The organism is Bradyrhizobium canariense, assembly GCF_018130465.1.
GTDB lineage: Bacteria > Pseudomonadota > Alphaproteobacteria > Rhizobiales > Xanthobacteraceae > Bradyrhizobium > Bradyrhizobium canariense_C.
The window spans coordinates 629,344-654,690 of record NZ_JAFCKJ010000003.1 but is presented as its reverse complement, the minus strand read 5'-3'; the positions used below and the strand labels follow the sequence as shown (position 1 = coordinate 654,690).

22 protein-coding genes are annotated in these 25,347 nt (G+C 64.4%); 9 read left to right on the top strand and 13 right to left on the bottom strand.

Translation table 11 applies throughout. From position 1 onward, the window contains the following. Positions 1-20: 20 nt before the first annotated feature. The 4 genes from ppx to JQ591_RS11940 form a co-directional block, all read right to left on the bottom strand. Entirely contained in the window at positions 21-1,523 is a 1,503-nt protein-coding gene (gene ppx, locus JQ591_RS11955; protein WP_211396176.1) for an exopolyphosphatase, read from the bottom strand. A 15-nt stretch (positions 1,524-1,538) separates the two neighbouring features. After that, entirely contained in the window at positions 1,539-3,731 is a 2,193-nt protein-coding gene (locus JQ591_RS11950; RefSeq protein ID WP_211396447.1) for an RNA degradosome polyphosphate kinase, read from the bottom strand. A 128-nt stretch (positions 3,732-3,859) separates the two neighbouring features. Beyond that, positions 3,860-4,537: a DnaA ATPase domain-containing protein gene (locus JQ591_RS11945; RefSeq protein ID WP_211396175.1), complete on the bottom strand. Its 678-nt coding sequence runs from the start codon at positions 4,535-4,537 to the stop codon at positions 3,860-3,862. Positions 4,538-4,630: 93 nt separating this feature from the next. Further along, positions 4,631-5,173 carry a CDP-alcohol phosphatidyltransferase family protein gene (locus tag JQ591_RS11940; protein WP_211396174.1) on the bottom strand — a complete coding sequence of 181 codons (543 nt, stop codon included), beginning with the start codon at positions 5,171-5,173 and terminating at the stop codon, positions 4,631-4,633. A gap of 155 nt (positions 5,174-5,328) precedes the next feature. Here JQ591_RS11940 and purM point away from each other — a divergent pair, with 155 nt between their 5' ends. Both purM and purN read left to right on the top strand, forming a co-directional pair. After that, positions 5,329-6,402: a phosphoribosylformylglycinamidine cyclo-ligase gene (purM, locus tag JQ591_RS11935; protein WP_211396173.1), complete on the top strand. Its 1,074-nt coding sequence runs from the start codon at positions 5,329-5,331 to the stop codon at positions 6,400-6,402. Beyond that, positions 6,402-7,055 (top strand): phosphoribosylglycinamide formyltransferase, encoded by a 654-nt coding sequence (purN, locus tag JQ591_RS11930; protein WP_211396172.1) that lies wholly within the window; start codon positions 6,402-6,404, stop codon positions 7,053-7,055. The genes purM and purN overlap by 1 nt, the downstream gene beginning before the upstream one ends. 99 nt (positions 7,056-7,154) lie before the next feature. Here the strand turns inward: purN and JQ591_RS11925 are convergent, their stop codons facing one another. Continuing rightward, positions 7,155-7,361 (bottom strand): cold-shock protein, encoded by a 207-nt coding sequence (locus JQ591_RS11925; RefSeq protein WP_007591938.1) that lies wholly within the window; start codon positions 7,359-7,361, stop codon positions 7,155-7,157. A gap of 379 nt (positions 7,362-7,740) precedes the next feature. Here JQ591_RS11925 and JQ591_RS11920 point away from each other — a divergent pair, with 379 nt between their 5' ends. Next, positions 7,741-8,886 carry an autotransporter outer membrane beta-barrel domain-containing protein gene (locus JQ591_RS11920; protein WP_211396171.1) on the top strand — a complete coding sequence of 382 codons (1,146 nt, stop codon included), beginning with the start codon at positions 7,741-7,743 and terminating at the stop codon, positions 8,884-8,886. 79 nt (positions 8,887-8,965) lie between these two features. Here JQ591_RS11920 and JQ591_RS11915 read toward each other — a convergent pair whose 3' ends face one another. Next, entirely contained in the window at positions 8,966-10,006 is a 1,041-nt protein-coding gene (locus JQ591_RS11915) for a LysR family transcriptional regulator (protein ID WP_211396170.1), read from the bottom strand. 71 nt (positions 10,007-10,077) lie between these two features. Here JQ591_RS11915 and JQ591_RS11910 point away from each other — a divergent pair, with 71 nt between their 5' ends. The 5 genes from JQ591_RS11910 to JQ591_RS11890 all read left to right on the top strand — a co-directional run bounded on the left by JQ591_RS11910 (position 10,078) and on the right by JQ591_RS11890 (position 13,634). Next, positions 10,078-10,695 carry a hypothetical protein gene (locus JQ591_RS11910; RefSeq protein ID WP_211396169.1) on the top strand — a complete coding sequence of 206 codons (618 nt, stop codon included), beginning with the start codon at positions 10,078-10,080 and terminating at the stop codon, positions 10,693-10,695. Continuing rightward, positions 10,682-11,302 (top strand): GNAT family N-acetyltransferase, encoded by a 621-nt coding sequence (locus JQ591_RS11905; RefSeq protein WP_211396168.1) that lies wholly within the window; start codon positions 10,682-10,684, stop codon positions 11,300-11,302. Before JQ591_RS11910 ends, JQ591_RS11905 begins: the two co-directional genes overlap by 14 nt. Positions 11,303-11,327: 25 nt before the next feature. Further along, positions 11,328-11,891 carry an isochorismatase family protein gene (locus JQ591_RS11900; RefSeq protein WP_211396167.1) on the top strand — a complete coding sequence of 188 codons (564 nt, stop codon included), beginning with the start codon at positions 11,328-11,330 and terminating at the stop codon, positions 11,889-11,891. 29 nt (positions 11,892-11,920) lie between these two features. After that, on the top strand, positions 11,921-12,091 hold the full coding sequence (locus JQ591_RS11895; protein ID WP_211396166.1) for a hypothetical protein: 171 nt from the start codon (positions 11,921-11,923) through the stop codon (positions 12,089-12,091). 160 nt (positions 12,092-12,251) lie between these two features. Further along, positions 12,252-13,634, top strand: coding sequence for an aspartate aminotransferase family protein (locus JQ591_RS11890; RefSeq protein ID WP_211396165.1), 1,383 nt, complete (start codon positions 12,252-12,254; stop codon positions 13,632-13,634). A 194-nt stretch (positions 13,635-13,828) separates the two neighbouring features. Here JQ591_RS11890 and rnd read toward each other — a convergent pair whose 3' ends face one another. The 6 genes from rnd to JQ591_RS11860 all read right to left on the bottom strand — a co-directional run bounded on the left by rnd (position 13,829) and on the right by JQ591_RS11860 (position 21,082). Further along, the gene (rnd, locus tag JQ591_RS11885; RefSeq protein WP_211396164.1) at positions 13,829-14,977 is read right to left on the bottom strand and encodes a ribonuclease D; all 1,149 of its coding nucleotides are present in this window, start codon (positions 14,975-14,977) and stop codon (positions 13,829-13,831) included. A 410-nt stretch (positions 14,978-15,387) separates the two neighbouring features. After that, a complete protein-coding gene (locus JQ591_RS11880) occupies positions 15,388-16,719 on the bottom strand; it encodes an ABC transporter substrate-binding protein (protein ID WP_211396163.1) in 1,332 nt (443 codons plus the stop codon). Positions 16,720-16,730: 11 nt separating this feature from the next. After that, a complete protein-coding gene (locus tag JQ591_RS11875) occupies positions 16,731-17,600 on the bottom strand; it encodes a carbohydrate ABC transporter permease (RefSeq protein WP_211396162.1) in 870 nt (289 codons plus the stop codon). Then, positions 17,597-18,547 carry a carbohydrate ABC transporter permease gene (locus JQ591_RS11870; RefSeq protein ID WP_211396161.1) on the bottom strand — a complete coding sequence of 317 codons (951 nt, stop codon included), beginning with the start codon at positions 18,545-18,547 and terminating at the stop codon, positions 17,597-17,599. Before JQ591_RS11870 ends, JQ591_RS11875 begins: the two co-directional genes overlap by 4 nt. A gap of 1 nt (position 18,548) precedes the next feature. Continuing rightward, positions 18,549-19,400 (bottom strand): phosphodiesterase, encoded by an 852-nt coding sequence (locus tag JQ591_RS11865; RefSeq protein ID WP_211396160.1) that lies wholly within the window; start codon positions 19,398-19,400, stop codon positions 18,549-18,551. 206 nt (positions 19,401-19,606) lie between these two features. Next, positions 19,607-21,082 carry a protein adenylyltransferase SelO gene (locus JQ591_RS11860; protein ID WP_211396159.1) on the bottom strand — a complete coding sequence of 492 codons (1,476 nt, stop codon included), beginning with the start codon at positions 21,080-21,082 and terminating at the stop codon, positions 19,607-19,609. 194 nt (positions 21,083-21,276) lie between these two features. Between JQ591_RS11860 and aspS the strand changes: the two genes are divergently transcribed. Further along, complete coding sequence (gene aspS / locus JQ591_RS11855) at positions 21,277-23,049, top strand: aspartate--tRNA ligase (RefSeq protein ID WP_211396158.1); 1,773 nt, start codon at positions 21,277-21,279, stop codon at positions 23,047-23,049. Between the two features lie 147 nt (positions 23,050-23,196). On the opposite strand, the gene JQ591_RS11850 is transcribed toward aspS, so the two are convergent. Next, positions 23,197-25,167, bottom strand: coding sequence for a hypothetical protein (locus JQ591_RS11850; RefSeq protein WP_211396157.1), 1,971 nt, complete (start codon positions 25,165-25,167; stop codon positions 23,197-23,199). Positions 25,168-25,347 lie beyond the last annotated feature (180 nt).

Sequence of the window (25,347 nt, the reverse complement as noted above, 5' to 3'; positions counted from 1 at the left end):
TCGTTTCCATCGGTTCGTGGTCAACGTCTGATGATCGAGCCGGCGCGGTTGATCAGCCGGGCGAGCGCGCGGAAGCGGCTGCCGACGCGGTCCGCGACCAGATCGCCGAGGCGGTGCTCGAACACCAGCAACAGCTTGCGGCCCAGGCTGCGGAAATGCGTCGCGGGCAAGACGCCCGGACGCGCCGCCGAGATCAGATGCGCGACGCGGAAGGCCGCGCCCAGCAGGCGGGCGCGCTCGAGCTGCGCCGGCGTCAGCAGCTCCTGCATGGCGACCGGCGGCTGGTTCTCCTCACTCAGGCCCGCATAGCGATAGAACACGGACAGGCCGACGAAGGCGCGCTCGGTGTGGGTGATCGCGCCGAAATTGCCGTTGACGACGAGGCTCAGCGTCTGCTCGCCGCGATGGTCGGGATGCACGCGCCAGCCGATGTCGGACAGCAGGCACGCGGCGTGGCGCAGACGGCGGTCCTCCTCGGTCTCGCGCAGCTTCACCACGCGCGCCAGGCGGTCGGTCCAGGCGATCAGCTCCCGCGCGTGCTTTGCCGAACGCGACAGCAGCTGGTTCAGCTCCTCGGCCGCGCAGATCAGTCCGTCCTTGTTGCGTTCGGCCTCCGGCAGCTTCTCGTGCAGCAGACCCTCGCGCACGCCGAAGGTCGAGAACACGATGGTCTTCGGCTTCGCCACCCGGATGATGTGCTCGAGCACCAGTGCCGCATAGGTGAGGAGCGGGCGCCGGGCGTCGGCGACGATCTCGATGTCGGCGAGCATGTCGGCGGCCGCAAGCCGGCGGAGACGACGCGAAAAGTCGAGCGCCTCGGCAGCCGAGATCGAATAGCCGTGCATCACCTGCAGCGGATAGCCGCTCTGGATGATGTGGATTCGCGCAAGCGCACGCCAGGTGCCGCCGACGGCGTAGAAGCTGCGGCCGCTCCCTGCCTTGAGCTGCGGCACTTCGTCGAGCGCTTCGCGCACGATGCGGTCGGCGCGTTTCAGGGATTTATGGGCGAGGTCCTGCAGCGCGAGGCCGCCGAGCGGCAGCGTCACGCCGCTGCGCACGCTGTTCTTGCGCACGTCGATCAGTTCGAGCGAGCCGCCGCCGAGGTCGCCGACGATGCCGTCGGGATGGTGGATGCCGGAGATCACGCCGAGCGCCGACAGCCGCGCTTCGCGCGGGCCCGACAGAATCTCGATCTTCACGGCGCAGATGCGCTCGGCCTTGGCGATGAAGTCGGGGCCGTTGGAGGCGTCGCGGCAGGCGGCGGTCGCAATCGCAAACACCCGTCCGACCTGCATCACCCGGCACAGCGCACGGAAGCGCTTGAGCGAGGTCAGCGCCTTGTCGACGGCATCGGGCGCAAGCAGTCCCGTGCTCTGCACCTCGCGGCCTAGGCCGCACAGCGTCTTCTCGTTGAAGATCGGAATGAGGCTCCGCGTCAGTCCCTCGTAGACGACGAGACGGACCGAGTTGGAGCCGATGTCGATGACCGCGACGCTCGAGCCGCGCTTGCGCGGCCGCTTCACGTCGACGATCCCGGATCAGGATTGATGACGTTCATTACGGCGCGTGAGGCGGCGCGGCGAGGATTCCTTGAGCGACTTACCACGGCCAGACAGACTCGGATTTGTCATGAAGTAGTTGTGGACGTTGAAAGGCTCCTCGCCCTTCGCGGTCTTCATACGCGTTGAGGACCCGTCCGGCAACAATTGCCAGCTCTGTTCATTGTCCTTGAGGTTCGCGACCATGATCTGTTCGAGAACCTGCTGATGCACCGTGGGATTTTGCAGCGGACACAGCACCTCGACGCGGCGGTCGAGGTTGCGCGGCATCATGTCGGCCGAGGAGATATACACAGCCGCTTTCGCGCTCGGCAGGCCTTGGCCCATGCCGAAGCAGTAGATTCGGCCGTGTTCCAGGAAGCGTCCGATGATCGACTTGACGCGAATGTTCTCCGACAGTCCGGGAATGCCGGGCCGCAGGCAGCAGATACCGCGCACCACGAGCTCGACCTGCACGCCGGCCTGTGAGGCTTCGTAGAGCGCGTCGATGATGTCGGGGTCGACCAGCGCGTTCATCTTCATCCAGATCGCACCGGGCCGGCCGTGCCGCGCATGCGCGGTCTCGCCCTGGATGTGCTCGATGATGCGCTTGCGCAAGGTCAGCGGCGAGACCGCCATCTTTTCCAGATCGCTCGGCGCAGCGTAGCCGGTGATGAAGTTGAACACGCGCGCGGCGTCGCGGCCGATGGTCGGCTCCGAGGTGAAGTAGGATAGGTCGGTGTAGATGCGCGCGGTCACCGGGTGGTAATTGCCGGTGCCGGTGTGGACGTAGGTCGTGAGGCTTCCGCCCTCGCGCCGCACCACCATCGACAGCTTTGCGTGCGTCTTCAGTTCGAGGAAGCCGTAGACGACCTGCACGCCGGCGCGTTCGAGGTCGCGCGCCCAGCGGATATTGGCCTCCTCGTCGAAGCGGGCCTTCAGCTCGATCAGCGCCGTGACGGATTTGCCGGCCTCGGCGGCTTCCACGAGCGCGCGCACGATCGGCGAGTTGCTGGAGGTGCGGTAGAGCGTCTGCTTGATGGCGACGACGTCGGGGTCGCGCGTCGCCTGCTGAAGAAACTGCACCACCACGTCGAAGGATTCATAGGGGTGATGGACGACGAGATCCTTCTGCCGGATCGCGGCGAAGATGTCGCCGCCTTGTTCGCGCACGCGCTCGGGATGGCGCGGCACGTAAGGGGTGAATTCGAGGTCGGGCCGGTCGAGGCGGGTGAGCTGCGAAAGCTCGTTCATGGCCAGCACGCCGTCGACCAGGAACACCTCGTCGTCGGCTGTCGACAGCGCGTGCTGCACGAAGCTGCGCAGCTGCTCCGGCATCTTGGCGTCGATCTCGAGCCGGATCACCGAGCCGCGGCGGCGGCGCTTCAGCGCAGTCTCGAACAGGCGGACGAGATCCTCGGCCTCTTCCTCGATTTCGAGTTCGGAGTCGCGGAGGACACGGAAGGCGCCCTGACCGTGAAGATTGTAGCCGGGGAACAGGCGGTTGATGAACAGCGCGGTGGCTTGCTCCAGCGAGATCAGCCGGACGACCTTGCCCTCGGCCGGCAGGCGGATGAAGCGGTCGATCTTGCCGGGCATGCGGATCAGCGCGTTCATCTGCTTGCCGTCGGCGGCGCGCGTGAGCTGGAGCGCGATGGTGAAGCCGAGGCTCGGAATGAACGGAAAGGGGTGGGCCGGGTCGATCGCGAGCGGTGTCAGCAGCGGGAACACGTTGCTGAGGAAGTAGTCCTCGACCCAGGTTCGTTCCGCCTTGGTGACTTCCTTGCCCTCGACCAGCACGATGCCCTCGTCGGCGAGCGTGCTGCGTAGGTCGCGCCAGATGGCCTGCTGGTCGGAGGCAAGCTGCGAGACGGTCCGGTTGATGAGCGCGAGCTGCTCGGACGGCGTCAGACCGTCGGGACTGCGCTCGGCAATGCCCTCGCGCACCTGGGCCTTGATGCCGGCGACGCGGACCATGAAGAACTCGTCGAGGTTATTCGCTGAAATCGACAGGAATCGCACCCGCTCCAGCATGGGGTGGTTGGGATTGACCGATTCCTCCAGGACGCGGCGGTTGAAGTGCAGCCAGGAGAGCTCGCGATTGATGAATCGCTCGGGGCTCGATGCGATTGCCGGCGGGCCCTCGGCTTCCGGGGCTTTTTCTTTAACTTCAACAACTTGCGCAGAGTCCATCAGAAGTCGGTCCATCCAGTTCGCCCCAATTTGCGACTTAAGCGCAAAACCGCCGGGAGCATGTGTTAGAGCGATGACGTTTCGATGACATTGATGTTCCGCCGCCTGGCCGCGTCAAGCCGCCTTGCTCAGACATCCCGGAGCAGCTCGGCGGCCAGGGCCCGGGTGACGGGACGGCCGAGGCGCAGGGCCTCGCTGTCCAGCAGCTCCACTGCCTGTCGGGCGGCGGCCGAGGACCGCTCCAGGCGAGTGGCGAGGTAGCTGACTACGCTCTCGTCCACGGCGAGCTGGCGGTCGGCGCAGAATTTGACGATCAGGCCGCGGAAGAGCTGGTCGTCAGGCGGCAGCAGCGAGATTACAGGCACGGCGCGGAGCCGAGAGCGCAGGTCGGCAAGCTCGATCTCAAGAGATGCAGGCACCTCGCGCCCGGTGAAGAGAACGTAGGCGCCGTCCTCACGGGCCAGATTCATCAGATGGAACAAGGCGCGCTCGTCGAATTCCTTGGCCTTGGGATCCTCGACCACCAGCGCGCCGGTGACGAGCGCACCCGGAACGGCTTCGGCGGTCAGCCCATTGGCCGTGGTCGAGCGAGCGCCTGAAGCCTCGGCCCAGATCGCGGCGAGATGGCTCTTGCCGCTTCCTTCCGGGCCGGCCAGCCACATGATCCGGTTCGGCCATTCCGGCCAGGCGTCGATGAGGGCAAGACCGGCGGCGTTGGCGGGACCTTCGAGGAAATTGTCCCGGCTCAGGCTCTCCGCATGCGGAAGCGAAAACGCCAATTGTCGGGGATGAACGCGGCCTGGCACGCTTGCTTTGCTCCGTGCCGGCGTGCCGGCTTCGTTTGAAGAGATACGACTTAATCGAGTGGGAGTTGGCCTTTTGCGGGGCCGCATCCCAACTCATTTGGCCTCGATTGTACTCATGTGCCGCAACCACTCGACGAGATAGAGCGACACGGAGGAGAGCGTGAAGACCGTGACGAGGCCCATCAGGATTATATCATAGGGACCGGGTTTGAAGCCGAAGGCGAGGGCGGCCAGCACCAACGCCGCGAACGCCACCTGGGCCACAGTGTTGAGCTTGGATACCCTCGAGGGCTTCATCGCGACAGGGCGGTCGAACAGCCACGATACGATCACGGCGGCGACGATCATGATGTCGCGCGAGACCACCAGGATGACGATCCAGCGCGGAATCGCACCCCAGATGCCCAGGGCCATGTAGATCGAGACCAGCAGCGCCTTGTCGGCGAGCGGGTCGAGCAGGGCGCCGAGCTCGCTCGTCATGTTGAAGCGCTTGGCAAGGAAGCCGTCGACCGCGTCGCTGATACCGGCGATCAGGAAGACGGCGAACGCCACCTCCATTTGGCTCGACACGATGGCCCAGACGATGATCGGGACCAGCAAGATGCGGCCCAAAGTAATGATGTTCGGAATACTCACACGGCGCTTCCCGGCACCCGGCCTGACCTCGAATTCGGCCCTTTGGAGGCTGAACCGGTTGATATCTCTACATAGTATACGGAGGGGCGCCATGCGAGCCATTGCGCGTCCCCGGAATTCGACGTAACCAGCCGCAAACCCACTGGAAATCGGGCATGACCGACCGCAAAAACGGCCTCACTTACGCCGATTCAGGCGTCGATATCGACGCGGGCAACCGCCTGGTCGATCTGATCAAGCCGATGGTGCGCGCCACCGCACGCCCCGGCGCCGACGCCGAAATCGGCGGATTCGGCGGCCTGTTCGACCTCAAGGCGGCCGGCTTCAAGGACCCGATCCTGGTGGCCGCGACCGATGGCGTCGGCACCAAGGTCAAGATCGCGATCGAGACCGGCCTGCATGGCGGGATCGGCATCGACCTCGTCGCCATGAGCGTCAACGACCTCGTGGTGCAGGGCGCCGAGCCGCTGTTCTTCCTGGACTATTTCGCTTGCGGCAAGCTCGATCCGGAGGCGACCGCGTCGATCGTCGCCGGTGTCGCCGAAGGCTGCCGCGAATCCGGTTGCGCCCTGATCGGCGGCGAGACGGCCGAGATGCCCGGCCTCTACAAGGACGGCGACTACGACCTCGGCGGCTTCGCGGTCGGCGCCGCGGAGCGGGGCACGCTCTTGCCGCGCAAGGACATCGCCGCCGGCGATGCCGTGATCGGGCTCGCCTCGTCGGGCGTGCACTCCAACGGTTTCTCGCTGGTGCGCAAGATCGTCGAGCAGTCCGGCCTCGGCTTCGCCGCGCAGGCTCCGTTTTCGCCGGTGATGACGCTTGGCGGCGCGCTGCTGACGCCGACCAAGCTCTACGTCAAATCCTGCCTGCGCGCGATCCGCGAAACCGGCGCGGTGAAGGGGCTTGCCCACATCACCGGCGGCGGTTTCACCGACAACATTCCGCGCGTGCTGCCGCCAAATCTCGGCGTCGGCATCGACCTCGCGCGCCTGCCGGTGCTGCCGGTGTTCAAATGGCTTGCAGCCCAAGCCGGCATCGCCGAGCTCGAGATGCTGCGCACCTTCAACTGCGGCATCGGCATGATCGCGATCGTCGAACCGGACAAGGTCGACGAGGTCGTGCGGGTCCTCACCGAAGCCGGCGAGACCGTGGCGCAGCTCGGCACGGTGATCCCCGCCGAAGGCGAGCATCGCGTCGTCTATAACGGCCACCTCGACCTGGCGCTGTGATGAAGCGCCGCGTCGCCATCCTGATCTCCGGTCGCGGCTCCAACATGTCCGCGCTGATCAGGGCCGCTGCTGCTGTGGATTTCCCGGCGGAGATTTCGCTCGTCATCTCGAACAAGGCCGACGCGCTCGGGCTCGAACGGGCCAAGGCGAGCGGCGTGAACACGCTGGTGATCGAAAGCAAGCCGTTCGGCAAGGACCGCGCCGGCTTCGAGAAGGTGCTGCAAGCGGCGCTCGATCAGCACGGCATCGAGCTGATCTGTCTCGGCGGTTTCATGCGCCTGTTCACGGCTGAATTCACAAAAGCCTGGTACGGGCGGATGCTCAACATCCATCCCTCGCTGCTGCCGTCATTCCCAGGCTTGGACCCGCACGGCCAGGCTTTGCGCGCCGGCGTCAAGCTGTCTGGTGCGACGGTGCACTTCGTCATCCCCGAGACCGATGCCGGCCCAATCGTGATGCAGGGCGCGGTTCCCGTCAGCGACCACGACACGGGGGAAACCCTGTCGGAGCGCATCCTCGAAGTCGAGCACCGCATCTATCCCGAAGCGCTGCGGCTGCTGGCGACCGGAAAGGTCAGCATCGTGGGCGACGTCTGCAACACGGCGGGAAGCGGGCCGTCGGAGAATTTTCTCGTCTCGCCGTTGGTGCAGTGAAGCGCCGTCGCACTGCGAAATCCTTCGTCATCCCCAAACAAAAACCCCCGGCAGAGCCGGGGGCAACGTCATGATCTCTTGCGCAGACCGCGAGAGAAATCAGGAGACCTTGAGGTTCTCCGCGGATGCTTTGCCGCGGTTCTCCACGAGGTCGTATTCAACCACCTGGTTCTCGTTGAGGGTCGAGAGTCCGGCGCGTTCGACGGCGGAGATGTGGACGAACACGTCCTTGTCGCTGCCGTTCGGCTTGATGAACCCATATCCCTTGGTCGGGTTGAACCATTTGACGGTGCCCTTTTGCGGCATCCTCAGTCTCCTCCGCTAGATACAAAAACGACGCGGCCGCTTTTCGCGTGCCACGCCACAAACGGGCTTCCGGTAGTCTGTTCGAGTCTTGAGTCTCAATGTCGCGAAACGCACAGTCGAGCGGCCAATTCCGATTGTGTCCGATATTGCAACATGAAAATCGCCCGTTAGCAAGCCGCGCGCGAATTTCAAGTCCGCGCCGGGTTTCGCCATCTGCAATTTACGACCTGTGGCCGGGGAACCACAATCGAGGGCAATCGCCTCGGCGATGAGGTGTGGACCGGTTGACCCTCGGGGGCAGTTCAGCACAAATCGTCGCATGCAGTGTGGCGCCTGTTGCATTTTTGCGCGCCGCCATTTTGCTTCGGGATTCATTATCATGCGCTGCATATTGCAGCTTTCCGGGACACGGCAGGTGATTGGCGGAGACCGGGTTCGTCGGACGACGGCCAAGGTCGCGAGTGCCATCGTGCTTGGCGTGATGACGACGGCTGCTCCCGTTCTCGCTCAAGTCGCCCCGCCGCTGCCACCGCCACCGCCGCCGCCTCCCACGCCGTCGGCCACCTCCACCAATTACGACCAGTCGGCCGGCAACAGCGCGCTCAATCTCGGCTCGAATTTCCTGGAGCGGCTCGGTAACCGGGCATCTGGCGGCGTCAACCGGGCGTTCCGGACCAATCCCGGCGGCGGCGGCGCGTCGGCGGGCACGGAAGATCCGCGCTACCGCACCTGGTTCGAGAGTTACGGCATCTCGGTCCGGACCGATGCGCAAGGGGACTTTGTCGGCGACAAGCGCAAGACGTTTGGCGGTGTCGCAGGCCTTGGCGCTCGGCTCGCGCCGGGTGTCAATATCGGCTTCTCCGTCGACCAGAGCCACACCGACATCGACGTGCCGCTCGCGCTTCAGTCCGCGACGCTGGACCTGACGCAACTCGGCTTCAGCGGCTCCGTCGACAAGGGCCCATGGACCTGGGCGTTCGCAGCGGTGCACGGTTTCGGCAAGGTCCGTTCCAGCCGGGATACCGGCCTGGGCCTTGCGACCGCGGGTTATCGCGCCGCAATCGACGGCGCGCTGACCGAGATCAGCTATTACTGGACCAAGGACCAGATGCGCATCGTGCCCAAGGGCGCGCTGGAATATGTCCGCGCCACCAGCGTCGCGTTCCAGGAGGCCGGCGGCCTCGATCCACTGAATGTCGGCTCGACGGCGCTCTCTCGCGCGCGCGTCATGATCGGGGCCGAGATCGGGCGCTACTTCATCTTCGACCAGAAGATCCTCGACCTGTCCGCCTACGGCAAGTTCGTCGACAATTTCTACCAGAACCTGGGATCGGTGCAGGTCAGCCTCGGGACCCAGAGCATCGTCGTGCCGGGTATCGGCGAGAGCCGCCACGGCATGGATGCTGGCGCTTCGGCCTCGCTCAGCCTGACCAACACGGCGCGACTCTACGTCAATTACGACGGCAAGTTCCGCAACGAGCTGACGTCGCACCAGGGCACGTTCGGCTTCGAATACCGGTGGTGAGGCGAAGCCCGCCTGCGTTCGCCCGGAGCAGGATCCGGAAAAGTGCGAAGCTGTTTTCCGAAAAGATCATACTCGAACTTCAGGTCGGCATTGCCGCGACATATCCCGTCAATCCAAAGCCTTCGCGCGCGGCCGTCATCATCGGCGCCAGCGCGTTCGGGTGGATGAACTCGTCGCGGAAACAGGGATAGGTCTTGGGATCGAAGATTTTCTTCAGCCAATCGACCACGATCTTGTGGCGCTCGGAGGCGCGGAACTCCTTGTGATAGGTGAGCCAGAGATCGGCGTGGTGGCTGACGCCGAGATCGACGGCAACGAGCGGGGCGCCGAGCGCGATCGAGACCGTCGGCAGGAACCCGATGCCGGCGCCGCGCTCCACTGCATAGAGCACGCCGACCGAGGAATTGGTCTTGATCCCGACGATGCCCTCGAGCGACTTAAGTCCGAGCACGCGGGCGTAGGCGCCGTCGTCGACCTGCGGCGCGCTCTGCTTGATGATGCGGTGGTTCTTCAGCTCGGCCAGGCTCGCCGGCACGCCGTAGAGGTTTTCGTACTCCTTGGAGACGAAGGGATAGATGTGCAGCCGGCCGAGCTTGGCGACGATCAGATCGGGATTGGTCGGCGGCTCGAGCTGGATCGCGATGTCGGATTCGAGCCGCGCGACGTCGGCCTGTTCCATCGCGCAGCGCAGGTCGACGGTGATCTTGCGATAGGTCTTCTGGAAGTCGATCAGTCGCGGCAGGATCCAGAAATTGCCGGGGCCTTCCGTCACCGCGACGCGCACGGTGCCTGACATGTCGTTCGACGATCGCGAGGCACGCCGGAAGACGTTGAAGGCATGACGCTCCATATGCGCGACGTCGGCGATCATCGCGCTGCCTTCGTCGCTGAGCGTGAGCCCGCTCTGGTCGCGCAGGAACAGCTTGCAGTCGATGCTCTCTTCGAGCCGGTCGATCCTGCGCATCAGGGTGGTGGAGGTGAGCCCGAGCTCCTCGGCGGCGTTGCGGAAACTTTTATATTTTGCGCAAGCTAAAAACAGTTTCAAATCGTCCCAGGACGCATCCAGGGCTTCTTCACGGTGCTGCATCATCGCAGCACCCCGGTGCAATAACTGCTGCATACTCCTGATCCCCAGCCGCTAAGCTCATGGTCGTAGCGGCGCACGAAAGCCGCAGACGATAGAGGGGCGACATGGGTATGGAAAGGGGCTCGTTTGCCGCAAGGCATGATTTCGACGCGCTGCCGCTCAGTCCGGATGTCGATGTCCGTCGTGCCCAATTTTCCGAAATTTCCGCGCTTTCGCAAATGGCGCACCGGCTGGTGCCGGGTGTTCGGATCGGGACGGCAGAGCTCGCAAAATACTTCACCTTTGATCCCGAGAGCATCCTGACTTTCAGCCGGAAGGGCAACCTCGTCGGCGGCATGGCCTTCCTGTTTCTCAACGACCGCGGGCACGACGCGCTGCTGCTCGACGAGATCTGCCTCACCGCGCCGGAGACACGCCATCTCGCGTCTGCGAAGGAGGACGTTTCCGCCATCTACATCTGGGCGATCGCGGCGACAGGGCGCGGCGTCGCCGGTCTCGGCAAGGCCGCGGCTCATCTCAGACAGCTAAGGTTTCGCAACGCGGATTGCTATGCGCAGCCGTCAACCGTGGCCGGACGCGACATCATGAAGGCGACGGGCTTCCAGCCTGTTCCAAGCTTCCAACCAGACCTCTGGTGCTACGAGCGGCCCTGGCATCGGCAGCCGGTGCGCATGCCGGGCGCGATCATCCAAGCAAGGAGTTTTGCAGATGCACGGTACTAGGATTCCTCTCGCGAAGCCCGACTCCCGCGCCATCACCATTCGCCTCGCGCGCGATCTCAGCGATCTCATGCTGGTCACCGCCATTCGCTCCGCGGTCTATCTCGCCGAGCAGGATTGTCCGTTCGAGGAGGAGTTCGACGGCAACGACATGGTCGCCGCGCATTTCATCGGCTATGTCGGCAACGAGCCTGCGGGCTGTCTGCGGGTACGGTTCTTCGGCGATTTCGCCAAGGTGGAACGGCTTGCGGTGCGGCACCAATATCGGCGCTCGCGCGTCTCGTTCAAGCTGGTCCAGGCAAGCGTCGACTATGTGAAGCGCAAGGGCTTCCGCAAGATCTACGGCCAGGCGCAGGACCGGCTGGTCGATTTCTGGGCCCATTTCGGCGCCAAGCCGCTCGGCCACAATCGCAAGATCACCTTCTCCGACTTCTCCTACACGGAAATGCTGCTGGAGATCGAACCGGGCCCGGATGCCATTACGCTGGACAGCGATCCGTACGTGATCATCCGACCCGAGGGCGATTGGGACCGGCCGGGCGTACTCGACGCCTCGGCAGGACGGGCCGTGACGTCGCCGCTGCGGGACGTCGCGCTCGCTGGCCGTTGAAACTGGTGCAGCTGCGCGCAAGACCATGCTGGTTTCCATCACCGACGATCCGCCGATCCTGGTCTGCGCCGATCTCCAGGTCGAATATCTGACCCCTGGACGTCGCCACGTCATCCTCGACGGCGATGCCGCCACGGCGCGCTGCGTGGAACTGCTGACGCTGTGGCGCGACAATCTCTGGCCGGTGATGCATCTGAAGCGCATTGCGCAGGCGGCCTGGTTCAATCCGGCATCCAGGCTGACCGATTGGATCGCGGAGGCGAAGCCGCGGCCGGGAGAAATGACGTTCGAGCACCCGCTGCCGTCGGCCTACAGTTCGTCGCGGTTTGTGGACTACATGTCCAATATCCGCAATGTCCGTTGCGTGCTCGCGGGCTTTTCGCTGGACGAAACTATCCTGGCCACCGCTGTCGACGGGTTTCACCGCAGCCATCGCTACCAGGTGGTGGCCGACGCGGTGGCCTGCCGGCAGCCGGGGACAGGCGATGCCGCCGCCTACAGGCATGCGGTAGTGAATGTGATCGGGAGTTTTGCTACAGTCCAGTCCAGCGCCGAACTGATCAGAACCAGCGGCGCCGTTGCGGTGTAGGCGCCGCGATCGACGGATGGAGTGGGACATTGTCACGGGGAGATCAGCTCGAGGAGCTGGCAAGCGACCTGTCGCATGCCGCCGAGGCGGCGCGCCGTCTTGGTCTGCCCACGACGGTGTATCTGCTCTCGATGGCGCTGGTGGAGGTGCGGGAAGCCGCTGCCGCCGATAGCGATGGGAATGACGACGGCGCGGCGTGAGAGCTGCCCAATGTGCGGCTTTGTGCAACGCTGCTGAGCGCTTGCTGCCGACGAATTGGCGTTGCAAGTTTTGCGTTGCCGCAATAGCCAAGTGTTGTCGCAAAAGCCAAGTGATGACGCCGGCTCCGCCGGCGACGTGACGCTTTCAAGGATCCCAGAAATGTCCATGCTGCCCAATTCGCAAGAGGCCCGGGATGTAGCCTATCAGCTCCATCCCTACACCAATGCGCGCGCCCATCAGCAGGCCGGTCCGCTGGTGATCGAGCGCGGCGAGGGGCCTTACGTGTTCGACGCGTCGGGCAAGCGCTATTTCGAGGCGATGGCGGGGCTGTGGAGCGTCGGGCTCGGCTTTAACGAGAAGCGGCTGGTCGAGGCTGCGCACAAGCAGATGCAGGCGCTGCCGTTCTATCACACGTTCTCCGCCAAATCGCACGGCCCCTCGATCGATCTCGCCGAGAAGCTGGTCGCGCTCGCGCCGGTGCCGATGAGCAAGGTGTTCTTCACCAACTCCGGCTCGGAGGCCAACGACACCGTTCTGAAGCTGATTGCCTATCGCTCCAATGCGCTCGGCCAGCCCCAGCGCAAGAAGGTGATCAGCCGGATGCGCGCCTATCATGGCGTCACCATTGCATCCGCCAGCCTCACCGGCCTGCCGAACAATCACCGCTCGTTCGACCTGCCGCTGCCGAACATCCTGCACACGGGCTCGCCGCACTTCTACAAGGACGGTGCGCCCGGCGAGAGCGAGGAAGCGTTCGCGACGCGCCGTGCCGAGGAGCTCGATGCGCTGATCCAGAAGGAAGGCCCGGACACGATCGCCGCGTTCTTCGGCGAGCCGGTGATGGGCGCGGGCGGCGTCATCGTGCCGCCGGCGACCTATTGGGACAAGATCCAGAAGGTTTTGAACAAGTACGACATCCTGTTGGTTGCCGACGAGGTCATCTGCGGCTTCGGCCGCACCGGCAAGATGTTCGGCTGCGAAACCTACGGCATCAAGCCAGACGCGATCGTGGTGTCCAAGCAGATCACCTCGAGCTATTTCCCGCTGTCGGCCATCATGATGAACGATCGCATGTTCGAGCCGATCGCCGATGAGAGCAACAAGATCGGCGTGCTCGGCCACGGCTTCACCGCGGGCGGCCATCCGGTCGGCTCGGCGATTGCGCTGGAGAATCTGAAAATCATCGAGGAGCGCGGCCTGGTTGCGCATGCCGCCGAGCTCGGTGGCTATATGCAAGGCAAGCTGCGTGAGCTCACCAGCCATCCGCTGGTCGGCGAGGTCCGCGGTGTCGGCATGATCGCAGCGATCGAGCTGGTGCTGGACAAGGCGCGCAAGACCGCAGCGGCAACGCCGGGCGCGGTCGGCGGCATGGCCAGCCGCATGCTGCAGGAGCGCGGCGTGATTTCGCGCAACATGCTCGACGCCATCGCCATCTGCCCGCCGCTGATCGTCACCAAGGCCCAGATCGACGAGCTGGTCGCGGCGATATCAGGCGTGCTGGACGACATGAAGGGCGAAGTGGCGAAGCTGACGCCGGCGTAAGGCAAATCGCGTCAGCTTTGGAAGAAGCGATACGCCACATCCTCGGTGTCGTCCCGGCGAAAGCCGGGACCCATACTGCGTGATCTATCGATTGAGTGCGGTAGGGGTACCGAACGACGAGTCTTCGCCAAACCCCTCCCTGGGGTTATGGGTCCCGGCCTTCGCCGGGACGACACTGGGAGGGGGCGAGACAGCTACGCCCGCTGAACCCCGATCACGCGGCCTTTCTCGACCGCCAGCGCCAGCTCGCCGCGCTTCAGTTTCAGTGCGGCCTCGCCGAACAGCTCCCGGCGCCAGCCGCGTAGTGCCGGCACGTCGGCCTCGTCGTCGGCCGCGATCTCCTCGAGATCGTCGACGGTGGCGATCACCTTGCTTGCCACCGCATGGCGCTCCGCGGTCATCCGCAGCAGCACTTTCAACAGCTCGACGATCGCGGCGCCATTGTTGTTGTTGCGCGGCTTTTCCAGCTTCGGCAGCGTGGCGTGATCCCGCGCCAGCCCGCGCTCGACGGCGGCGACAATGTCGGCGCCCCATTTGGATTTCTCAAAACCCTTCGGCACCGAGCGCAGATGAGCGAGTTTCTCGATCGTGTTCGGCGCGTGGGTCGCGATGTCGCTGACGGCCTCATCCCGCAGCACGCGGCCGCGCGGCACGTCGCGGCTCTGCGCCTCCTGCTCGCGCCAGGCGGCAACCTCCATCAGGACTGCGAGGTCCTTGGGCTTGCGCACCCGGGTCTTGAGCCGTTCCCAGGCGCGCTCGGGGTGGAAGTCGTAGGTCTTGGGCGAGGTCAGGACCTCCATCTCGATCGAGACCCATTCGCTGCGTCGGCGCTTTTTAAGGTCGGCATCGAGCGCTGCGAACACGTCGCGCAGATGCGTGACGTCGGACACGGCGTAATGCATCTGCTCCTTGGTCAGCGGCCGGCGCGACCAGTCGGTGAAGCGGTGGGTTTTGTCCGGGCGGTGTCCGGTGACCTTCTCGACCAGCGCGTCGTAGGCGATGCTGTCGCCGTAGCCGAGCACCATGGCAGCGACCTGGGTGTCGAACACCGGGTGCGGAATGATATTGGCCTGGTGCCAGATGATCTCGATGTCCTGGCGGGCGGCGTGGAACACCTTCAACACGCCTTCGTTGGCCATCAGCTCGAAGAACGGTTTGAGGTCGATGCCCTCGGCCAGGGTGTCGATGACGATCGCTTCCTCGGCGCTGGCCATCTGCACCACGCACAGCAGCGGGTAGTAGGTGGTCTCGCGCAGGAACTCGGTATCGACGGTAATGACGGGGTGCTTGGCCAGCCGGCTGCAGGCAGCCGCAAGGTCAGCGGTGGTGGTAATCAAATCCATGAACAGCCCATGACACGTATATCAGCCGTTCTGCCGAAAGCGCTGTGATGTCAAGGGGCTCTAAGCGAATTCGAGCCTTGCATTTGGGCCGGAATCGCATTTTCCGACGAAAATCCTATTCGTAGCGGACCCGCTGCGAGGGTTTTCGTGCGCAGGGCAGCGCCACCACGATCACGCACATGGCGACCAGCGCCAATCCCAGGAACTCGAAAACCAACAGATCCACGGCAAAACCCCTCAGAAACATTGCTAAACTTGTCTGCGGCGAATTGAGGGTCTGTTAATTGTCGTGGTTACCGGCGGCCGGGCGGGCCGGATGGTGGACGCGGGGTTAACGGGGCGACCGCCCAAAACGAATTCGGCGCCCCGCGGGACGGGGCGCCGACGTTCGTTTGACGTTGCAGCCGGCCTTACGGCAGCTTCAGCGACGTCTCCGCGTTGTACGGCTTGAGCGTCTCGTCGGCGGCCTTCTGGGCGGCGACGAGGGCTTCCTTCGGCTGCTTCTTGCCGTTGAGGACCAGCATCACCTCGTCCTCCAGCGTCTTGCGCACCGGCACGGTCTTGTAGGTCGCAAACCACGGTTTTGCGACGTCGAGCTGCTCGACGGCGGTCTTGGCGTCCGGGTTCTTGTTCAGGAATTCGACCATGTCAGGCGTCTTGTAGGCGGCCATGTTGGGGGCGAAATAGCCGGTGGCGCGGCTCCACCAGCCGCTCTTCTCGGGCGAGGTCATCCACTTGATCAGCGTCCAGGCGGCCTTCTGCTTGTCGGCTTCCTGGCCCGCCGGAACGATCAGCGAGGCGCCGCCGATCGGCACGGCGTTGCGGACGTTGCGCGGGATGAAGGCGACCTTGTAGTTGAACTTGGCGTTGTCGCGCACATAGGTCAGCGAGCCCGTCGAGAGCATCATCATCGCGGCGTTGCCGGAGATGAAGGAGGTGCTGACGGCAGGGCCGGGCGTTGCGCCGGGCGGGTGAACCTTGTGCTTGGTGACGAGGTCGTTCCACCAGGTCAGCGCGCCCAGCATCGAGGGCGTGTCGTAATAGACCTCGCCGCCGAACTCCTCGTTGTAGTAGCGCCCGCCATTGCTCATGGTGAGCGTTTCCATCATCCAGCCGCAATAGTCGTAGGCGCAGGGGATCGCGATGCCCCACTGGGTCACCTTGTCGCCCTCGCGCTTGGTGAGCTTCTTGGCCCAGTCGGTGAGCTCGGCCCAGGTCTGCGGCGGCTTGCTCGGATCAAGTCCGGCTTCCTTGGCCTTGTCGGCGTTGATGTAGAGCAGCGGCGTCGAATTGTGAAACGGTACGCCGTAGACCGAGCGGTTGATCACCGCGTTGCCCTGCAGAGCCGGAAAGAACTGGCCCAGAAACTGCTCCTTGGTGGTGCCGTCGGCGGCGATCAGGCTGTCGAGATTGGTGAGCTCGTTCTCGATCTGCATATCGAGCAGGAAGTTCGCCGACATGATCACGGCAGCCGGCGGCTTGCCGGCCTTGATCGAGGCGCGCGTCTTGATCAGCGTGTCGTCATAGGAGCCGGTGTAGACGGCGGTCGCCTTGATGTTCGGATGTCCCTCGTTGAACTCCTTGATCAGGGTGCCCATGTCGCGGGCGAGCTTGCCGTCGACGGGAACGGGGAAGAACAGGTCGATCTCGGTCGGGCCTTCGGCCCGCGCCGGGAAGGCGAGGGCGCCTGCCAAAGTGCCTGCGATGGCAAGGCCAAGCGTGAGCCTGCGGGAAAACAGCATCGAGAAATCTCCTATTTGATACCTGAGGTGACGAAAGAGCTGATGAAGCGTTTCTGGAAGATCAGGAAGGTGATGAGTAGCGGCGCGATCACCATCAGCGTGCCGGCGGCGATGGTGCCCCAGGCCTGCGTGCCTTCCGCGGTCGCGGTGAACACCGAGAGCCCGACCGTGAGCGGCCGTTTGTCCGGCGAGTTGATCACCATCAGGGGCCACAGGAAGTCGTTCCAATGGCTGGTCACGGAGATGATGGCGAAGGCCGAGAAGCTCGGCATCGACAGCGGCACGTAGATGTGGCGGATGCGCTGGAGAAGGCTGGCGCCGTCGATCAGGGCAGCGTCTTCCAGCTCGGTCGGTATAGCTTCGAACGCTTGCCGCATCAGGAAGGTGCCGAAAGCGGAGGCGAAGAACGGCATCATCACGCCGGTGAGCGTGTCGTAGAGGCCGAGCTGCGCCACCAGGCTCAAATTGGGCACGATCAGCAGCACCGGCACCAGCATCAGCTGCATGAGGAAGAGGTAGAAGATCAGTGACTTCCCGGCGAAGTCGAGCCGCGCAAAGGCAAAGCCCGCCAGCGTGATCGTGACGAACTGCACCAGCAGGATGCCGATGCAGATGATCATGGTGTTGAGGGTGTAGCGCGGGAAATCGCCGATCTCCCAGGCGTCCCTGACGTTGTCGAGCGTCGGCTTCAGGCTCGGCATCAGCTCGGCCATCAGATTGATGCCGTCGGATTCCGGACGCAACGTCGCCACGCCCATCCACAGGAACGGGATCAGCCAGACGAACGCGAGCAGCACGGTCAACGCGAAGCCGAGCTTTGGCGTGATCTCGCGGCGGGTGGCGAGCGGGGCGTCCCTGAACAGGCGGTCGAACAGCTTCATGACCCGCCCTCGCGGTTTGCCATCGTCCGGAAGGAGAGCGCGGTGAGGCCCATCAGCGCCGCAAGCGTCAGCAGCGTTGCCGCCGAGGCCTTGCCGATGTCGTAATGCTCGACCGCCTGCTGGTAGATGTAGAACAGCACGAGATTGGTCGCGTTGGACGGCCCGCCCTTGGTCATGACGAAGACGTGGTCGACCTGCGTGACCGCGTTGAGCGTGGCGATCACGATGACGAACAGGAAGGTGGGCTTGAGCTCCGGCAGGATGATATGGCGCAGTCGCTGGTACGGCCCGGCGCCGTCGAGATGTGCGGCTTCCATGACATCTTCCGGCACCGCCTGGAGGCCGGCCAGGAAGAACAGCATGTAGTAGCCGGCGTTCTTCCAGATCGTGATGACCATGATCGCATAAAGCGCGATGTCGGAATCGCCGAGCCAGTTCGGCAGCACAGGAAGCAGGCTGCCGATGTAATAGTCGAGCAGCCCGACATTGGGCAGGAAGATGAAGAGGAACAGCGCGGAGGCCGCGACCATCGGGATCAGCACCGGCAGGAACAGTGCGGCGCGCAACGCGCTGGTCACGGCGTTGGTGCGCGACAGCGCCAGCGCGAACAATAGCGCAAGGCCGATGCTCGGGATCGCCGTGCCGACGGCATAAACGAGATTGTTGACGACCGCGCCGGTGAAGGCGGAGTCCGCCAGCACTGCTGCGATGTTGTCGAGACCGACGAAACGGACCGGCGCCCTGGGCGTGGCGCGCTGGTAGAGCGCGTCGACGAGGACGCGGCCCATCGCGCCATAGGTGAACAGCGCAAGGAAGACCAGCGAGGGCAGCAGCAGCAGATAGGCCGGCAGCGAGGCTTTGAAGCGCGTTGAAAACCGCCTCAGGATTTGCGGCCGCGGCGGCGCTGAGGTCGCGACCGGGAGAGCCGCGGGTTCAGCAAGGCTCATGTCATCGCGCCGGGAAGTTGAGCGCATAGTCGCGGCCGTCCACTCCTGCCGGTGGCTCGAAGGGGAAGCGCAGACTGGTGTCGAGGAAGTCGTGGCTGTGCACGACCAGGTTCTCGCCGTCGATCAGCACCACGCCATAGGCGGGCGGCTCATGGCTGGCCAGATGCTCGGTCGCGGTCGCGTCAAGCTCGAACCAGACCTGGTGGTTGGTGCCGCGCAGCGTCGAGAACGGGATCTTGCCGTAGCTGCCGAAGATCGGTCGGTGCACATGACCGAAGAACAGATGGCGGATGCGCGAGCGATAGGGCGCGATCACCTCGGCGAATTCGGCGCTCTGCGCCAGCGCGATCTCGTCCATCGCGTGCACGCCGACCGGGAACGGCGGATGATGCATGAACACGACGAACGGCTGGTCGGCGGGCGCTGCGGCGAGCGTGCTCGCAAGCCAGCCGAGGCGTTTGGCGCACATCTCGCCGGCGTGGCTGGTCTCGTCCAGCGTGTCGAGGAAGACGAACAGGCCGTGCTCAGTGGTGCGCGTGCCCTGCACAAAACCGTTGGGATCGCGCGGCGCGGACTTCAGGCTGTCGAGGCAGGTCACACGGCGATCGTGATTGCCGACCATGGCGATGTGCGGGATTTTGAGGGCCGACATCGCGTCTGCGAAATTGGCGTAGGATTCCGGCTCGCCCCAATGGGTGAGGTCGCCGGTCACGACCACGAAGGCGGCGTCGGCGTGATGCTTGTTGATGTCGGCAATCGCAGCGTCCAGCCGGGCGCGCGGGTCGAGGCCATACAGCTTCAACCCGGGGTTCGCGAGATGCGTGTCGGTGATGTGGATGAATTTGAACGGCATGGCACGCTTGTCAGGACTGTTGGAGGATGGGCGCCTCCGGCAAGACGACCTGCCAGCCCGTTAGAGTGCGAGTGTTTCAGTTTGATGACAGCGGTTCCCCTGGGCGGGACGTGTCCACAATCGCGGCACGTGCGCGATCAATTCGCAGAACGCGAAGTCGCTCTCGTGAACCAATTAAAGGTAGTGGGCGAAGGTTGAGCCTGCGCTCACGTCCCGCAGAACGTCTGCAACACCCGCTGGTCCGGCAGCGGCGGATCGGCGTAGGCCGCGTAGTCCGGCTGGTCCTCGAACGGCTTTGCCAGCACCTTCACCAACTCCTCGAATGGCGCGTAGTCGTCATTGTTGACGGCGGCCTGGATCACCGCTTCGACGCGATGGTTGCGCGGGATGAAGATTGGATTGACGGTGTTCATGGCGGCTTGCCGCTCGGCTGCGGTTTGCGGCTCCAGCGCCGTGCGCTCACGCCAGCGTTTGGCCCATTCATCGAAGGCTGCGGGGTCCATGAACTCTGCGCGCGCGTCGTCCGCGGCCGGATCGCCTGCGGCGTCCCCCAGCCTGCGGAAGGTGAGCGTGAAATCGGCCGTGTTCTTCGCCATGGCGTCGAGCAGGTCCTGGATCAGGGCCTCGTCGCCGTCGCGCTCGGTGAACAGGCCGACCTTCTTGCGCAGGCCTGTCTGGTAGGCTTTGCTGAATGTCTCGGGGAATGCGCCTAGAATCTCCTGCGCCTGCTCGACCGCCTTCTCCTGCTCTTCGCCGAACAACGGCAACAGGCATTCGGCCAGCCGGGTCAGATTCCACAGCGCGATGCGCGGCTGGTTGGCGTAGGCGTAGCGGCCCATCTCGTCGATGGAGGAAAACACCTGCGAAGGGTTGTAGGCGTCCATGAAGGCGCAGGGGCCGTAATCGATGGTCTCGCCGGAGATGGAGCTGTTGTCGGTGTTCATCACGCCGTGGATGAAGCCGACCAGCAGCCAGCGCGCGACGAGCTCGGCCTGGCGTGCCACGACGCCGGCGAGCAGCGCGTGATAGGGGCGTTCGTTGCCGAGCAACTCCGGATAGTGGCGGGCGATGACATGGTCGGCGAGCCTTCGGATCGCGTCGGTGTCGCGGCGGACGGCGAAGAACTGGAAGGTGCCGACGCGGATGTGACTGGAGGCGACGCGGGTCAGCACCGCGCCGGGCAAAGCGGTTTCGCGGATGACGTGCTCGCCGGTGACGACGGCGGCGAGCGAGCGCGTGGTCGGGATGCCCAGCGCGAACATCGCTTCGCTGACGATGTATTCGCGCAGCACCGGCCCAAGCGCGGCACGGCCGTCGCCGCGGCGGGAGAACGGGGTGGGACCCGATCCCTTGAGCTGGATGTCGCGGCGGATGCCGTCCTTGTCGATGACTTCGCCGAGCAGCACCGCCCGTCCGTCGCCGAGCTGTGGGACGAATTGCCCGAACTGGTGGCCGGCATAGGCCATGGCGATCGGATCGGCGCCGGCGGGAACCGTCTTGCCGGCCAGGATTTCGGCGCCCTCGGGGGTCTCCAGCACATCTGGATCGAGCCCGAGCTGGACCGCCAGCGGCCGGTTCAACTTGATCAGCCGGGGCGCCGCCACCGGCGTCGGTGCGACCCGGGCGAAAAAGCTGTCCGGCAGCGCCGAATAGGAGTTCTGGAACGGGAAATGGACTGTCATGGCCTCAAGATAGGCGTGGAACGCCTGATGGCAAACGCTTGAGCCCGGATTGGGCAAAAATGGGCTCTTCCAGCCGAAAACGGGCCGTTCCCTTGGTTGCCGCCCCCGGTCTCGTCGGGTAAACCCTCCCGCAACTTTGGACCGGCCGTTTCGGCGGTTCGATTCGATCCTCCGACATTGAATTTGGGACGACCATGCATCGCTACCGGTCACATACATGCGGCGCGCTCCGCGAGGGCAACATCGGCGAGACAGTTCGCCTCTCGGGCTGGGTCCATCGCGTTCGCGACCATGGCGGCGTGCTGTTCATCGACCTGCGCGACCATTACGGCCTGACCCAGTGCGTGGTCGATCCGGACTCGCCGGCGTTTTCGCAGGCCGAAAAGCTGCGCTCGGAATTCGTGGTGCGGATGGACGGCAAGGCCCGCCGCCGCCCCGAAGGCACCGACAATGACGATTTGCCGACCGGCAAGATCGAGATCTATGTCAGCGAAATCGAGGTGTTGGGACCGGCCGGCGATCTGCCGCTGCCGGTGTTCGGCGATCAGGAATATCCCGAGGACATCCGCCTGAAGTACCGCTTCCTCGATTTGCGCCGGGAGAAGCTGCACCAGAACATCATGACGCGCATCGAAATCATCAAGTCGATGCGTCGGCGCATGGAGGGGCAGGGCTTCTTCGAGTTCAACACCCCGATCCTGACCGCGTCCTCGCCGGAAGGTGCGCGCGACTTCCTGGTGCCGTCGCGCATTCATCCCGGCAAGTTCTATGCGCTGCCGCAGGCGCCGCAGCAGTACAAGCAGCTCTTGATGATGTCGGGCTTCGATCGCTACTTCCAGATCGCGCCCTGCTTCCGCGACGAAGACCCGCGCGCCGACCGTCTGCCGGGCGAGTTCTACCAGCTCGACGTCGAGATGAGTTTTGTGACTCAGGAAGATGTCTTTGCGGCCATGGAGCCGGTGATCACGGGCGTCTTTGAAGAGTTCGCCAAGGGCAAGCCGGTGAGCAAGAACTGGCGCCGCATTCCGTTCGCCGAAGCGCTGCGCAAATACGGTAGCGACAAGCCGGACCTGCGCAACCCGATCGAGATGCAGGACGTCTCCGAGCACTTCCGCGGCTCCGGCTTCAAGGTCTTTGCGCGCATGCTCGAAGACCCCAAGAACCAGGTGTGGGCGATCCCGGCGCCGGGCGGCGGTTCTCGCGCCTTCTGCGACCGCATGAATTCATGGGCGCAGGGCGAGGGTCAGCCGGGCCTCGGCTACATCATGTGGCGCGAGGGCGGCGAGGGTGCTGGTCCGCTCGCGAACAACATCGGGCCGGAGCGCACCGCCGCGATCCGCGCGCAGATCGGTGTGAAGGAGGGCGATGCGGCCTTCTTCGTCGCCGGCGATCCCGACAAGTTCTGGAAGTTCTCAGGTCTCGCCCGCAACAAGGTCGGCGAGGAGTTGAACCTCACCGACAAGGAGCGGTTCGAGCTGGCCTGGATCGTCGACTTCCCGATGTACGAGTACAACGACGAGGACAAGAAGGTCGACTTCTCGCACAACCCGTTCTCGATGCCGCAGGGCGGTCTCGATGCCTTGAAGGGCCAGGACCCGCTGACCATCAAGGCGTTCCAGTACGACATCACCTGCAACGGCTACGAGATCGCCTCGGGCGGCATCCGTAACCACGTGCCGGAAGCAATGGTGAAGGCGTTCGAGATCGCCGGCTATGGCGAGCAGGAAGTCGTCGATCGCTTCGGCGGCATGTACCGTGCGTTCCAGTACGGCGCCCCGCCGCATGGCGGCATGGCGGCCGGCGTCGACCGCATCGTGATGCTCTTGTGCGGTACCAACAATCTGCGCGAGATCTCGCTGTTCCCAATGAACCAGCAGGCCATGGATCTGCTGATGGGCGCACCGTCGGATGCCACCGCCAAGCAGCTGCGCGAGCTGCATGTGCGGGTGAATTTGCCGCAGAAGTGAGGTCTCGTGCCCCGGACGAAGCGCAGCGCTTCTTCGGCGGTGCGCTGCAGAGCCGGGGCCCACGTCGCGGCGAGCGGCAAGCTTTCTGAGTCCCGGCTCAGCGTCGCGTCATTTCATGCCGCGCCGCGTCCGGGACACGAGATCAAACTACAGCCCCGTCGACGCCTCGATCCGGAACTGCGCCAGCGCGACGATCGGCTCGTTGTTCAGGACGTCCATGAGCTGAAGCACCGGCAGCTTGCCGAGCGGGGTCAGCTTGATGGTGAGCGTCTGCCCTGAGGTCTCGACGAAACCGGCCAGCGCGTCCACGGCCACCCTGGCATCGAGATTGGAAGCTGCGATCCGCTCGCCCTGCGCCCGGATCATCTCGACGATGGCGCTGCGCGCGGCGTCGCGGCTGACATTCTGGATACGCGAGAATTGCGCCACGACGAGATCGACGACGCCGCTATCGCGCAAGGAGAGCTCGATCGCGCCGGTCTCGATCTGCCCGGCCTGGTCCATCGCCTGCACCGGGTCAGCCGAGAACACGCCGCGCGGCACATTGGCGAGCGCGAGGCGGGCTTGCGCCTTGGCGAGATTGCCGAGATCGATGCTCGCCGGCGTCAGCGCGAACGCGCCTGACGACTCGGTCCATGCGGCGCCGAGATCGAGGTCGATCGCGAGCTTGTCGACGCCCGCCATGATCAGCGGCCGCTGCGTCGGATTAGAGGCATCAGTGGGAGTGACCATCTTGACGATGAGATTGGCCTTGCTCGGAATCGATCCGACCAGCTGGCCCCAGTTCAGGCTGATCGTGTCGATGGTGACGAGCTGCCGTGTATTCTTGTAGGGCGCGACCACGCCCTTGATCTCCGCGCCTTCCAGCACCCGGAACAGGCCCAGCATCCGGTCGGGCGAGGGCCCCTGTCCGGGATTGCCGAGGCTGGCCGCCCAGCGCAGCAGGTTGGTCAGGCTGAGCGATTTGAGCGCGAAGCGCTCCATCCTGATTTGCCCTTGCGGGGTGGGCGCATCGAGGCCTTCGACCGCAAATTCGTTTTGATCGTATTTGACGGCGTTAAGCCTTGCCGTCCCTTGCGGGGTCTCGATCGATTGCTTGCCGATCTCGGCCTTGCCGATCCGAAGGCCCTCGAAGACGTCGGCCACCTTCTCGATCATCTCGCGCGATTGCGCCGGGCTCGGCGGGGTCGAGCGGTCTGCCGGCACCAACATCATGATGTCGACCGCGCGAAATTTCGATGGCCGGATCTCGATGTCCTCGATGGTGATGCCCTCGACTTGCATCCGCACGCCCGGTGCCATTGTCACCGCATAGGAATTGGCCGAGAGACGCCGATAGACCCGGCGGAAGCTGTCGTCGCTGGACCCTTGCGGATCCAGTGCGGCCGTGATGGCGCTTGCGTCGAAATCATAGGCGGCCATACCGGACAGCTCGCCAGTCATTTTCGCGGGCTTGCCCGGCTGGGTCACATCGAGCGTGTACGTGATGCGATCCGTCTTCGCCGTTTCGACCTTGCCACGATTGACGTTCTGGATCGTCAGGCCCGAATAGGTGAAGTCTCCGCCGCCTGCGTTGCCGGGGCCGGCATCGATATTAGCGGTGATCGTCGGCGCCACGATCGAGGACGCCGTGATGGTTGCGTATTGCGCGAGCATGAAGCGGTACGCGTCGATGATCGAGCCGGACAGTGGAGCGTTGGCTGCGCGGACTGGACCGGAAAAGTCGCGGGCTGTGATCTGGGGGATCCCGTAGGTCGCTTTCAGCTTTGCCCGCTCGTTGTAGGTGACGACGGCCTCGACCCCTGCCACCTCGATATTGTCAGCCGAAAACCGGGTCTCGTCTGCCTGGCGTACGCCGACAGCCGTGACCTTTGCGATCCTGAGGTGGGTCTGCTCCTGCTGGCCGGGCTCGACAGCGATATCCTCGATCGTCAGCGTCCGGGTCGCGAGCTCGAAGGCGACCTTGCCGTGGCTGGCCTTGCCGCCTTGCTTGCGGATCTGCTCGAACGCGGCCTCGACCTCGGCGGTGGCGCGGTGCTGGACGTAGAAATTGAAGCCGAGCCATCCGCCCGCGGCCACCACGGCCACGACGATCAGGCCGATCAGGATTCGCTTCATTCCCAGCTCCAGTTGCTCGTTTTGCACTGCGCAACCTGCCATATTCGCAAAGCACCGCGCGGTCCAGGGAAAGCTAGCGCTATCAGATATTTGACCGCGCGCCCTGTTGATGAGGACGCAATCGGATGTTGCCACCGGGGCGCCCGGCGTGCTTCATCCCGTTTCCATGACCCGGAAATA